The following is a 12,312-nucleotide window of genomic DNA, read 5'->3' on the forward strand; positions in this document are numbered from 1 at the left end:
ACCCTAGTGCTTGACAGGCAGGCCGTCGGAGCCGAAGCTTATGGGGATGGCTAACGCTTTTGCATCGCTGACGAATTTTACGGCTCGCGGCTGGTGGTGGCGTTCGCACTCGTTTGGCGCGGCCCGATGGCGCGGCTGGTGAAGCTCTAGATCACCAACCCAAGTCCTTCGAAGCCCGCCCTCAAGGCGGGTTTTTTCTTGCCTTAGCCAAACGAGATCAGCCCATGTTGTCACAAGCCCAAGTTGAGCTGCCGCCGCTTCGCCACGAGGTCGTCGACCACGGCCCGGTGCCCAATCCCCTGCCTCGGCTCCTGTCCGGCCATGACCTCAGTTCGGAGGATTCCGAGCATCTGTTTGAACGCCTCGTGCTCGGAAAGCTGGAGCCCGCCGAAATTGCCGGAATGCTCATTGCCTTGCGCATGAAGGGCGAAACGACCGAGGAGATGATCGGCGCGGCGCGCGGGCTCTTCGCGGCGGCAACGCCGTTCGATCGGCCCGATTACCTCTTCGCCGACTGCTGCGGCACGGGCGGGGATGGATCGGGCCTGATCAACGTATCGACCGCGACCGCCTTCGTTGCGGCCGCCTGCGGCCTGCCCATCGCCAAACATGGAAATCGTGCCGTCAGCTCGAAATGCGGATCGGCCGATGTGCTGGAAGCCCTGGGCGCGAAGATCGAGCTCGCGCCGGACAAGGCGCGTCGGCTGCTCGACACGACCGGCTTCTGTTTCCTTTTCGCGCCGGCCTATCATCCCGGCCTGCGCCATGCGGGACTGGTGCGGCGCCAGCTTCAGGTGCGGACCGTGCTCAACCTGCTCGGACCCTGCATCAATCCGGCCCGGCCCCCTGTGCAGCTGCTGGGCGTCGCCGATCCTGCGAGGCTGCACATGATCGCAAAGACACTGGATGCAATGGGCGTCGAGCAAGCGTTGGTCGTCCACGGCTCGGGCCTCGACGAGATCGCTTTGCACGGCGAGACGCATGCAGTGCGTCTCGATCGCGGCCGGCTGGAGGAGCAGATATTGGTGCCGGAGGACGTCGGCCTGCATCGCGCACCGCTCGAGACGGCAGTCGGCGGCGATGCCGAGGAAAATGCCGCGCGCCTCCGGGTGCTTCTCGCCGGCGCCGGCACCAAGGCCGAGCAGGACATCACCGCGCTCAACGCCGGGGCCTTGCTGATGACCACCGGCAAGGCGTCGAGCCTGCGCGAAGGTTTCGGTCTGGCGCGTGACGCCTTGCTCTCGGGCGAAGCGGGGCGCGTCCTTAACCTCTATGTCGAGGCGAGCCATGACTGACGTCCTGGCCGGTATCGTCGCGCGAAAGCGGAGCGAAGTCGCGGATCGGCTTCGCGGCCGCTCGTTCGAAGTCCGGCCCTCGACCCGTAGCCTGTACGACACGCTGGCCAGGGACGGCGCGCGGTTCATCATGGAGGTAAAGCGCGCCTCGCCCTCCGGCCATCGTAGCAGCCTGCCCGTGATAGATGCGGTAAAAGCCTATGCGCCGGTCGCGGACGCGATCAGCGTGCTGACCGACGGGCCGGCCTTTGCCGGTTCGCTTGCAGATCTCTCCAAGACGCGGGAGCTGTTCGACGGCCCGATTCTCGCCAAGGATTTCATCGTCGATCCGGCCCAGGTGCTGGAAGCGCGCGCCGCCGGGGCCGACGCGGTGCTGGCGATGATGTCGGTGCTGACCGACGGAGAGGCCCGGACGGTCATGACCGAAGCCGAGCGCCTCAACATGGATGTCATTGTCGAGGTGCATGACGAAAAGGAGCTGGAGCGTTCCCTGTCGCTTCGGCCGAAGATCATCGGTGTCAATAATCGGGACTTGAAGACGCTGGCGACCGACCTTTCCGTCACCGAGCGGCTTGCGCCGCTCATCCCCGCCGGCGTGCTGGCGATCGCCGAATCCGGCATCGCCGCGCGCAGGGACGTCGACCGTCTAGCCCCCTTGGTCGACGCCTTCCTGGTCGGTTCGGCGCTCATGGCAGCGCCCGATACCGGCCAGGCGGCGAGGGCACTGGTCCATGGCAACGTCAAAATATGCGGACTGACATGCGTGGAAGATGTGAAGCTGGCGGGAGCGGCGGGCGCGACCCATGCCGGTTTTATTCTCGCGCCATTCTCGTCACGAACAGTAACTGCCCAGCGTGCGAAAGCCTTGGCCGAGGTGGCGCGATCGGCAGAGATGAAGCCGGTCGGCGTGTTTCGCGACGCACCGGTGAACGAGGTCATCCGTGTCGCCGCAAAGGCGGGCTTGGCTGCTGTGCAATTGCATGGCGCGGAGACGGAACAAGAGATCGCGACCGTCCGCGCGGAACTGCCCGAAGATGTCGAGGTCTGGGCGACCTGCCCAGTAAACGGCCATGCCCCAGCTGCCCGCAGGGGCGCCGACCGGAGCCTGTTCGACACTGCACGCGACGGACGCGCCGGCGGCACGGGCGAGACGTTCAACTGGTCGCTGGTGAGGGAGCGGAACGACCTCCCCTCCGCGTTCCTCGCCGGCGGCATAGGACCAGACAACGCCCGTACGGCGCAGGCTGTTGGCGCCTTTGGACTCGACCTTTGCTCGCGCGTCGAATGTGCGCCCGGGTTGAAGGATCCTGACAAGGTCGCAGCCCTGTTCGCTGAACTTCGGGCGCCGTCGAGGAGCGGATCATGCTGATGACCGGCCGCTTCGGCCGCTTCGGCGGTGCCTACGTCCCCGAGATCCTCGTTCCAGCGATCACCGAACTCGAGAACGCCTTCCTGGCCGCGCGTGGCGACCCCAGTTTCCAGGCCGAGCTCGACGATCTGCTCACCACTTATGCCGGACGGCCGACACCGCTGACGCGTTGTCGCAACCTCGGCGCCGGCAAGGCCCGCATCTACCTGAAGCGCGAGGACCTGCTTCATGGCGGCGCCCACAAGACAAACCAAGTTCTCGCACAGGGCCTGTTAGCGAAGCGCATGGGCAAGTGCCGGCTGATCGCTGAAACCGGCGCCGGACAGCATGGCGTCGCGACGGCGATGGTCGGCGCGCTACTGGGATTCGAGACGCGAATCTACATGGGCGCCGACGACGTCGAGCGGCAGCAATTGAACGTCTTTCGCATGGAGCTGATGGGCGCTGAGGTCGTGCCGGTGACCAGCGGCGGGCGGACATTGAAGGACGCGGTCAACGAAGCGCTGCGCGACTGGACCGCGAGCTTTGCCGACACCCATTATCTGCTCGGGACGGTAGCCGGCCCGCATCCTTTCCCACTGATGGTCCGCGAATTTCAGCGCGTCATCGGTAAGGAAGCGCGCGAACAGATCCTGGAAATGGAAGGCCGACTGCCCGACGCCGTCATCGCCTGCGTCGGCGGGGGTTCAAACGCAATCGGCATCTTCTCGGACTTCATCGAGGATGAGGGAGTGGCGCTGATCGGCGTCGAAGCCGCCGGCAAGGGTCTCGACGGGCGCGACCATGGCGCCACCATCCTCAAGGGCCGCCCCGGCATCCTTCATGGCGCCGAGACCTTCCTGCTGCAGGATGAGGACGGGCAGGTTGACGATACCTGGTCGGTTTCGGCTGGGCTCGACTATCCCGCTGTCGGCCCGGAGCACGCGCATTTGAAGGAGAGCGGCCGCGCCGATTATGTTGGCGTGAACGACCAGGAAGCGCTGGACGCCTTCGCGGCGCTGGCACGGAACGAGGGCATCATTCCGGCCTTCGAAAGCGCCCACGCCGTCGCTTTTGCCCTGAAGCTTGCCGAAGAGCGCGACGACAATCCGGTCCTGCTCGTCAATGTCTCCGGGCGCGGCGACAAGGACATGGCCTCGGCGCAAAGGCTGCTCGGCAAATGACGCGCTACGCCGCCATGTTCGAACGCAGCGGCCAGCGCGCGCTTGGGGCCTTCCTCACGCTCGGCGATCCCGGCATTGCCGAGTGCGAGGCCTACCTCGATGCGCTCGTCGACGGCGGAGCCGACATGGTCGAACTCGGCATTCCGTTCAGCGATCCGGTCGCCGACGGCCCGGTCATCCAGGCTGCCGCCGTCCGGGCCCTCAAGGCAGGCGTACGGACCGGCGATTGCTTCGAGATGATCGGGCGCTTCAGGAAACGACACCCGGATATTCCGATTGGCGTTCTGACCTATGCCAATATCGTCAACGCTCGGGGCATTGAACAATTTGCACATGAACTGGCCGAGGCCGGCGCCGACAGCCTGCTGGTCGCCGACGTCCCGTGCTTGGAGGCCGAACCCTATGCGGCGGCGGCGAAGGCGGCGGGGATCGACTTGGTGATGATCGCCGCGCCCAACACCCCGCAGGCGACGATCGAGCGGATCGCGCGCATCAGCAGCGGCTACACCTATTGCGTTGCCCGCACGGGCGTGACCGGCGCGGACCGCCGCCTTCAGCTCGATCACCGTTCCCTGTTCGAATCGCTGGATTTGGCCGGAGCGGCGCCCCCTGTCCTCGGTTTCGGGATTTCCAGCCCCGATCATGTTCGCGAAGCCTTGGACCATGGGGCGGCTGGCGTGATCAGCGGTTCGGCCATCGTCCAGCGGATCGCGGACGGTGCCTCGCCTGCCGAAGTTGCGGCTTTCGTTCGGGAATTGAGGGGCGCCACGGAGGCGCAGCGCCTTGACTTCGCCTCGGTCGCCTTATAGGGGACGCCCCGGTTTCACGACCTCCATACATTTTAGAACAAGAGAACGAGCAGGCAGCCCGGCCATGAAGATTCGCAATAGCCTCAAGTCGCTGAAGTCGCGTCACCGCGACTGCCGGGTGATTCGCCGTCGTGGCCGCACCTACGTCATCAACAAGACGAACCGGCGCTTCAAAGCTCGTCAAGGCTAAGCTGCGGGGCAGCTTTGCCCCTTTGCGAGCTCGCCAAGGCTAACCAGCCCTTTCCACAATTGTCATTCCCGGCCGGGGGTCCTTAAGTGGAACCCCGCATTGGCGTGCGCGTTCGTTTCGCCATTGTAAGCAAGATTACAGGGAGTGAACGACATGGCCGATGATAGAGACACCGACCGTACGACCATCGTCGAAACCGACGGCGGCGGCAGCGGCGGCGTGGTTGCCGTCGTGCTGCTGATCATTGTGGTTCTGGTGCTGCTGTTCCTGTTCCGCGACCAGCTCGGTTTCGGCGGCAAGGACACCAACATCAATATCCCCGACAAGGTCAACGTCGACGTCAATACGCATTAATGAGACTGGGCCGGCTCCCTGCGCGGGAGGCGCGGAGTCGGCTCACTTCCCCTCAGCGGTTTGAATTATCGAGCGGTCCGGCGTAACCCCGGCGGCCGATGAGCCATCCTTTCGCACTCAACCGAATCCACCATGCCGCCTATCGCTGCAAGGACGCGGGCGAGACGGTCGCCTGGTACCAGCGCGTACTCGGCATGCGCTACACCAACGCCTTCGCCGAGGACCATGTGCCCTCGACAGGCGCCTATGATCCCTACATGCACGTCTTCCTGGACTGCGGCGGCGGCAACGTCATTGCCTTCTTCGAACTGCCCAACCAACCAGAGATGTCGCGCGACCCCAACACGCCCGAGTGGGTGCAGCATATCGCCTTCGAGGTTGGCGACTTGGACACCCTGCTCACCGCCAAGACGCATATTGAGGCGCAGGGCATTGACGTGCTTGGCCCGACCTATCACGGCATCTTCCGCTCCATCTATTTCTTCGATCCCAACGGGCATCGGCTTGAGCTTGCGTGCAACATCGGCACGCCGGATCAATATGAAGAGCTTGAGCGCGTAGCGCCGTTGATGCTCGAGGAATGGAGTCGGACCAAGAAAGCGCCGAAGCACGCGCAATGGCTCCACGTCGATCCCGGCTCCCTGGCCGAATGACGTCCGAGCCGGCGTTCGCCCAACCCACGATCGGAACCGCATGAAGCTCGCATCGCTGAAAGATGGCCGCGACGGCCGCCTCGTCGTCGTTTCCGAGGATCTCGCTTATTATGCCGACGCAGGCCACATCGTCGCTTCGCTTCAGGCGGCGCTTGACGACTGGGACCGCTACGAGCCGGCTTTGCGACTGCTGGCCACCGACCTTCAACATGAAGCCATCCCGCTCGAGCGATTCCACGAGCGCGATGCCGCCGCGCCTTTGCCCCGCGCCTATCAATGGGCCGATGGATCGGCCTATGTGAACCACGTCGCCTTGGTGCGGCAGGCGCGCGGTGCGGAAATGCCCGACAGCTTTTGGCACGACCCGCTCATGTACCAGGGCGGTTCCGATGCCTTCCTTGGTCCGCGCGACGACATTCCGCTCACTGACGAAAGCTGGGGATGCGACCTGGAAGCCGAGGTCGTGGTGGTCACTGGCGACGTGCAGCAGGGCGTCAGCCGCGAGGAGGCGTTGAAGTGCATCCGCCTTGTCGGCCTCACCAATGACGTCAGTCTGCGTAACCTCATCCCCGGCGAACTCGCCAAGGGCTTCGGCTTCTTCCAGTCGAAGCCGGCGTCGAGCTTTTCGCCGGTCTTCGTCACGCCCGAAGCGCTCGGCGACCGCTGGCGCGACGGCAAGCTGCACGGTGCGCTGGAAGTCGAATTGAACGGCCAGCCCTTCGGCAAGGCCGACGCGGGCGAAGACATGACGTTCGATTTCGGAACGCTGATCGCCCACGCCGCCAAAACCCGGAAACTCGGCGCCGGCACGATCATCGGATCGGGCACGGTGTCCAACCGCGATTCGGATGGTGGACCCGGCCGCCCGGTCGCCGACGGCGGCCTTGGCTATAGCTGCATTGCCGAAGTGCGAATGGTCGAAACCATCCTTCGCGGGCAGGCGGCAACTCCGTTCCTCAAGGCTGGTGACCGAGTCTGCATCACCATGCACGACGACCGTCATCACCCGATTTTCGGAACGATCGACCAGACGGTCGTCGCCGCCTGAGTCCAAGCCCTTAGGAGATTCCCCTGACATGACAGGGGGATGACAGCCATTGGTGGCCGCCGTTCGTCCACCCGTCGATGATTGCCGCCTTTTCGGAGGTCGTTCCGGCGCCGAACGATTCAGCCGGATGGCTGGTCGAAGCGGGCGCGAAATCAAATGTAAACGGGCGCATTGAGTCTCCTGCCGCACGCACGGCGCAAAAAGGAGATTTCAGATGTTCGGACGCAAGACTGCCCCCGTCGTTGCCGCCCTCATCTCGGGCCTGGCAAGTATCGCCATCGCTGCCCCTTCCTTCGCGCAGGAGCCGCCCGTCATCGTCTACGGCGGCGCCAACGTGAAGACGGAACGCGTCGGTTTCGCCGACCTCCAGCTCGCCAGCGCTTCCGAACAGAAGCGCCTCAAACATCGGGTCGGCGGCGCCATCGAGCGCGTCTGCGATATCGACCTCGGCCGCGATGGCCTGCAGGACAATGGCTATTACGCCTGCGCCAATACGGCCTGGGAGTCCGCCGCGCCGCAGATCGCCGAGGCGGTCGCCACCGGCAAGACCTCGATCGCAGGTGCGGCAATCATCGTCAGTGGCCGGTAAGCACTCCCCCACCCCCCGGCCAATGCTTGCGGCGTCGCTACCCGAAAGCGGCGCCGCAAGTCATTTGGGGCCGCGCCTAGGGCAGGAACGGATAAGGCGAGATGCTCTTCGCGTTACGGTCGACCGCCAGCATCCGGCCTGCCGGCGGAGTTGCACGATAACCGCAATCGAGCCTGGGACAGATTGAGCAGGCCGGCCCGACCGGCGTGACTGGCGCATCGGCCAGGTCATAGGCCTCCGCGCAGTGCAGCTTGTGGGCAAAGACAATATCGCAGCCCAGCCCGATGGCGAGCAGTCCGCCGGACAGGTCCGACTTGATTGGACGCTCTATGGTTCGCGCGACCGTGAAATAGCGATGCCCGTCCGGCGTCTCGATCAGCTGGGTGACAACCTGGCCCGCCGCCTGAAAGGCTGCGTGCAGGTTCCAGCGTGGGCAGGTGCCGCCGAAACGCGAGAAGGGAAACTGGTCGCCGGCGTAACGCTTGGAAATGTTCCCCGCCGGATCGACCCGCAGCATGAAGAACGGCACGCCGCGCGCACCGGGCCGGCTCAACGTCGTCAGCCGGTGTGCGACCTGTTCGACATTCGCGCCGAACTCGCCGCACAGCCGGTCGATCGAATAGCGCATCTCCTCGCAGGCCTGGAGAAACCGGCCGTAGGGCATCATGATCGCCCCGGCCGCATAATTGGCGAGGCTCATGTGAAGAAGCTGGCGAATTCCCTCGTCGGGCGCGCCCGCCTCCGCGACCATGCGGTCGATGACACCCGCGAACTCGACCAGCGCCAATTGATAGGCGAGGGCGAATGTCCGGTTTTCCGGCCGGAGCTGCGATGAGATCAGGAACAGCTGCCGCTCGGCGTCGAACTGCTGGCTTATATTGCCGAGCTCGGACTGGGAGACGACGCGGGTCGTGATCCCCCAGGCGTTCTTGAGCCGCTTCCGCATCGGCTCCTGCATCGACAGCGGATCGCTGAGTGCGCCGCCCAAGGTCTCCGCCGCCTCCTCGAGCTCCGGATAATGGTTGCGGTGCTGCTGGATATAGTCGCGCACCCAATTTTCCGGCGTCACGACGGAGCGCGCATCGTCGTTGCTCGCAAGGCTCGGGTTTCGGCCGGCTTCTTTCAGCGCGGCGTAGAGCCGGGCGACGGCATCGGCGACGGACGGAGAATTATGGGCCAACTCGGCAAGTTCGTAACGCGGCACTCCAAGGTCCGCGAGCAGATGATCGGAGAAAATTTCGGCAAGCTCGTCCGGCCCGGTGCGCGTGCCGCCGCCTGCCGCAAAGGCGCGGACATCGACATCGTAATGCTCGGCCAGCTTCAGCAGCAAGGTTGCCGTCACCGGCCGCTGGTTACGCTCCAGGTGATTCAGATAGCTCGGGCTGATCGCCAGGCTCGTCGCCATGTCGGTCTGCGACATTTGGTGGTCGCGGCGGAGGCGGCGGAGGCGGTGGCCGAGGAACAGCTTGCTGGACATGATTCACTGGCTGTCAATTTCGCCCATCCGGCACAAGTCAATTTGTGACAATCCGACACTTTTTGCCGGTGCCAAACCCGCGCTCGCATGTTGGAAATGGTGCAAACACAGCCATTTTTTGCGGAGCAACAGGCGATGACAAGTTTTGACCAACTGATCCCCGCTCCCCCCGGCCGCTTCGATGGAATCACTCGTCCCTATTCGGCCGACGAGGTCCTGCGGCTGCGCGGGTCGATCCCGATCGAGCATTCGCTGGCGCGACGCGGCGCGCTGAAGCTTTGGGAATTGCTGAAACGCGAGGAACCGGTCCGGGCGCTGGGCGCGGTCACCGGCAACCAGGCCATGCAAATGGTACGAGCCGGCCTGGAAGCGATCTACCTTTCCGGCTGGCAGGCGGCGGCAGACGCCAACACGGCGGGCGCCATGTACCCCGACCAGTCTCTGTATCCGGCCAACACAGGGCCGGAGCTGGCGCGGCGCATCAACCGCACGCTCGCCCGCGCCGACCAGGTCGAGCATATGGAAGGCGGCGCCAAGCGCGACTGGTTCGCGCCGATCATCGCCGACGCCGAAGCCGGGTTCGGCGGCCCGCTCAACTGCTTCGAGATCATGAAAGCCTATATCGAGGCCGGCGCGGCAGGCGTGCACTTCGAGGACCAACTCGCATCCGAAAAGAAGTGCGGCCACCTTGGGGGCAAGGTGCTGATCCCGATCCAGGCGGCGATCCGCAATCTCAATGCCGCACGCCTCGCCGCTGATACCTGCGGCGTGCCAACAGTCCTCGTCGCCCGTACCGACGCGGAGAGCGCGAAGCTCATCACCAGCAACGTCGACGAGCGTGATCGACCGTTCCTTACCGGAGAACGGACGCCCGAGGGCTTCTACCGCTTGAAGGACGGCAGCGGGCTCGATCATTGCATCGCCCGCGGCCTCGCCTTTGCGCCGCATGCCGATTTGCTGTGGTGGGAAACGAGCCACCCCGATCTGGAGGAAGCGGCCATCTTCGCTGAGGCCATCCATCGCCAACACCCCGGCAAGCCGCTCGCCTATAATTGCAGCCCCAGCTTCAACTGGGCGGCGAAGCTCGACGCGGACACGATCGCCCGCTTCCAGCGCGAGCTCGGCGCCATGGGCTACAAGTTCCAGTTCGTAACGCTGGCGGGGTTCCACAGCCTCAACCACGGCATGTTCGAACTGGCCGCCGGCTATCGCGATCGCGGCATGGCTGCTTACTCCGAACTGCAGCAGGCCGAGTTTGCGAGCGAGGCCGCTGGGTACACCGCCACCCGCCACCAGCGCGAGGTCGGCACCGGCTATTTCGACGCCATCGCTACCGCCGTGTCCGGTGGCGAAGCCTCGACGGTCGCGTTGCAGGAATCCACCGAAACCGCCCAGTTCGCGGCGGCCCGCTAGGGAGAATGAGCATGGGACAGCGCTACTGGGTCTTGGGCGGCGAATATCGCAACTGCCGCTTCGACGAGGTTGTGCCGGGCACGGAAGAAATCTCCGGCCCGTTCCCGGATTTGCAGCGCGCCCGCACCGAATGGACGCGGCTGACCTTCCGCGACCGTCTGGCGGCCACCACCCGCTACGTCATCACCCAGGAAGCGATGGCACGCTGACCGTGCTTGCCGAGCCGCAACAGCGGGCGCATTCCGCCCGCATGATCGAAGTCGCGCCCAGCGAGGTCCCCGGCGCCGAAGGAATCCTGACGCAGGGTGCGCTGGCCTTCCTCGCCGAGTTGCACGAATTGTTCGACGCCCGGCGGCTGGAACTGCTTGAGCGCCGCATCGAGCGGCAGGCGCGCTTCGACGCAGGCGAGTTGCCCGACTTCCCGGAGGAAACCCGCGCTATTCGCGAGGCCGAATGGAAGGTCGCGCCGATCCCGGCCGACCTCCAGGATCGCGAGGTCGAGATCACCGGCCCGACCAACGCCAAGATGGTCATTAACGCGCTCAATAGTGGCGCCAAGGTCTTCATGGCGGACTTCGAAGACGCGACCTCGCCGACATGGGACGAGCTCGTCCAGGGCCAGGTGAACGTCCGTAACCGGTGGCTCGGCACGCTCGATTTCACCGATCCCGGCAACGGCAAGGCCTATTCCCTTGGACCAAATCCGGCCGTGCTGATCGTGCGCCCGCGCGGCTGGCATCTTCCCGAGCGGCATGTGATCGTCGACGGGCGCCCCATCGCCGGTGCCCTGTTCGATTTCGGTCTCTATCTCTTCCATAACGCCAAGGTCGCGCTCGACGCCGGCTCGGGCCCCTATTTCTACCTTCCCAAGCTCGAGAGCCGCCACGAAGCGGCGCTGTGGAGCGACGTCTTTGCTCATGCCGAGCAGCGGCTCGGCCTCGCGCGCGGAACGATCAAGGTAACGGTGCTCATCGAGACCATCCCGGCCGCGTTCGAGATGGATGAGATCCTCCACGCCCTACGGGAGAATATCGTCGGCCTCAATTGCGGGCGCTGGGACTATATTTTTTCGTACATCAAGCGACTGGGGCGTCAGGCGGGGCGGTTAACTCCTGACCGTTCCGCCATGACGATGGATAAGGCCTTCCTCGCCGCTTACTCGCTCCGCCTCGTCGCCACCTGCCACCGCCGCGGTGCCTTCGCGATGGGCGGCATGTCCGCCTTCATCCCGGTCAAGGGCGACGAAGCCGCGAACCAAGCGGCGATGGACAAGGTGCGCGCCGACAAGCTCCGCGAAGTCGGCAACGGCCATGACGGAACCTGGGTAGCGCACCCGGCGCTGGTGCCGGTGGCACTGGAAGCGTTCGCGACCATGCCCGGGCCGAACCAGTTGTCGAAGATGCCTGGGCGCGCACCTGGCCGTGACGACATGCTGGATCTGCACGAGGGCCCGCGTACCGAGGCTGGTGCCCGGGAAAATATCCGTGTCGCCGTCCAGTATATCGCCGCCTGGCTGGGCGGCCGCGGCGCGGTGCCGCTCTACAATCTCATGGAAGATGCCGCGACGGCCGAGATCTGTCGCGCCCAGCTCTGGCAGTGGCTGCGCTTTGCGGCGCCGCTCGACGACGGCCGGCACTTCAGCCGCGACATGTTCGAGGATTGGCTTGCCGAGGAACTTGCGGGCCTCGGAGACGAGGATCCCAACCTCGCCCCGGCCGCGACACTGTTCTACGACCTCGTCACGCGCGAGGATTTCGAGGAATTCCTCACTTTGCCTGCGTACGAGTTGCTGGATTAGTCAGGCCACGGAAGTGGTGCCGCTTGGGGGACTCGAACCCACGACCCCATCATTACGAATGATGTGCTCTACCAGCTGAGCTAAAGCGGCATTTCCCGGAGGACGGGCGCCCTTAACAGTGACACCTGCGTCCCGCAACCCGCGCTGTATCAAA

13 protein-coding genes and 1 tRNA gene are annotated in these 12,312 nt (G+C 64.9%); 12 read left to right on the plus strand and 2 right to left on the minus strand.

Annotation, left to right across the window (positions count from 1 at the left end):
- Positions 1-224 precede the first annotated feature (224 nt).
- The 9 genes from trpD to LZ536_RS06600 all read left to right on the plus strand — a co-directional run bounded on the left by trpD (position 225) and on the right by LZ536_RS06600 (position 7,470).
- Positions 225-1,295 carry an anthranilate phosphoribosyltransferase gene (trpD, locus tag LZ536_RS06560; RefSeq protein ID WP_249847579.1) on the plus strand — a complete coding sequence of 357 codons (1,071 nt, stop codon included), beginning with the start codon at positions 225-227 and terminating at the stop codon, positions 1,293-1,295.
- A complete protein-coding gene (gene trpCF / locus LZ536_RS06565; protein WP_249847581.1) occupies positions 1,288-2,664 on the plus strand; it encodes a bifunctional indole-3-glycerol-phosphate synthase TrpC/phosphoribosylanthranilate isomerase TrpF in 1,377 nt (458 codons plus the stop codon). The genes trpD and trpCF overlap by 8 nt, the downstream gene beginning before the upstream one ends.
- Positions 2,658-3,827, plus strand: a complete 1,170-nt coding sequence (gene trpB, locus LZ536_RS06570; protein ID WP_249847583.1) for a tryptophan synthase subunit beta — start codon at positions 2,658-2,660, stop codon at positions 3,825-3,827. The genes trpCF and trpB overlap by 7 nt, the downstream gene beginning before the upstream one ends.
- Positions 3,824-4,636 (plus strand): tryptophan synthase subunit alpha, encoded by an 813-nt coding sequence (gene trpA / locus LZ536_RS06575; protein WP_249847584.1) that lies wholly within the window; start codon positions 3,824-3,826, stop codon positions 4,634-4,636. The genes trpB and trpA overlap by 4 nt, the downstream gene beginning before the upstream one ends.
- 64 nt (positions 4,637-4,700) lie before the next feature.
- Positions 4,701-4,826 carry a type B 50S ribosomal protein L36 gene (ykgO, locus tag LZ536_RS06580; RefSeq protein WP_006833921.1) on the plus strand — a complete coding sequence of 42 codons (126 nt, stop codon included), beginning with the start codon at positions 4,701-4,703 and terminating at the stop codon, positions 4,824-4,826.
- 153 nt (positions 4,827-4,979) lie between these two features.
- Positions 4,980-5,180, plus strand: a complete 201-nt coding sequence (locus LZ536_RS06585) for a hypothetical protein (protein ID WP_249847585.1) — start codon at positions 4,980-4,982, stop codon at positions 5,178-5,180.
- A 98-nt stretch (positions 5,181-5,278) separates the two neighbouring features.
- Entirely contained in the window at positions 5,279-5,833 is a 555-nt protein-coding gene (locus tag LZ536_RS06590; RefSeq protein WP_249847589.1) for a VOC family protein, read from the plus strand.
- 40 nt (positions 5,834-5,873) lie between these two features.
- A complete protein-coding gene (locus LZ536_RS06595) occupies positions 5,874-6,881 on the plus strand; it encodes a fumarylacetoacetate hydrolase family protein (RefSeq protein ID WP_249847591.1) in 1,008 nt (335 codons plus the stop codon).
- Positions 6,882-7,095: 214 nt separating this feature from the next.
- Positions 7,096-7,470, plus strand: coding sequence for a UrcA family protein (locus LZ536_RS06600; RefSeq protein WP_249847593.1), 375 nt, complete (start codon positions 7,096-7,098; stop codon positions 7,468-7,470).
- A 76-nt stretch (positions 7,471-7,546) separates the two neighbouring features.
- Here the strand turns inward: LZ536_RS06600 and LZ536_RS06605 are convergent, their stop codons facing one another.
- On the minus strand, positions 7,547-8,947 hold the full coding sequence (locus LZ536_RS06605; protein WP_249847596.1) for a helix-turn-helix domain-containing protein: 1,401 nt from the start codon (positions 8,945-8,947) through the stop codon (positions 7,547-7,549).
- Between the two features lie 135 nt (positions 8,948-9,082).
- Here LZ536_RS06605 and aceA point away from each other — a divergent pair, with 135 nt between their 5' ends.
- Genes aceA through aceB form a run of 3 tightly spaced genes read left to right on the plus strand, consistent with a single transcriptional unit; the run spans position 9,083 to position 12,158 of the window.
- Positions 9,083-10,360 carry an isocitrate lyase gene (gene aceA, locus LZ536_RS06610; protein ID WP_249847598.1) on the plus strand — a complete coding sequence of 426 codons (1,278 nt, stop codon included), beginning with the start codon at positions 9,083-9,085 and terminating at the stop codon, positions 10,358-10,360.
- An 11-nt stretch (positions 10,361-10,371) separates the two neighbouring features.
- Positions 10,372-10,569 carry a DUF4170 domain-containing protein gene (locus tag LZ536_RS06615; protein ID WP_249847599.1) on the plus strand — a complete coding sequence of 66 codons (198 nt, stop codon included), beginning with the start codon at positions 10,372-10,374 and terminating at the stop codon, positions 10,567-10,569.
- Between the two features lie 2 nt (positions 10,570-10,571).
- Entirely contained in the window at positions 10,572-12,158 is a 1,587-nt protein-coding gene (gene aceB, locus LZ536_RS06620; RefSeq protein ID WP_249847601.1) for a malate synthase A, read from the plus strand.
- Positions 12,159-12,172: 14 nt separating this feature from the next.
- On the opposite strand, the gene LZ536_RS06625 is transcribed toward aceB, so the two are convergent.
- A tRNA-Thr gene (locus LZ536_RS06625) sits at positions 12,173-12,248 on the minus strand.
- Positions 12,249-12,312 lie beyond the last annotated feature (64 nt).

This window comes from Sphingomonas alba (assembly GCF_023516555.1).
GTDB lineage: Bacteria > Pseudomonadota > Alphaproteobacteria > Sphingomonadales > Sphingomonadaceae > Sphingomicrobium > Sphingomicrobium album.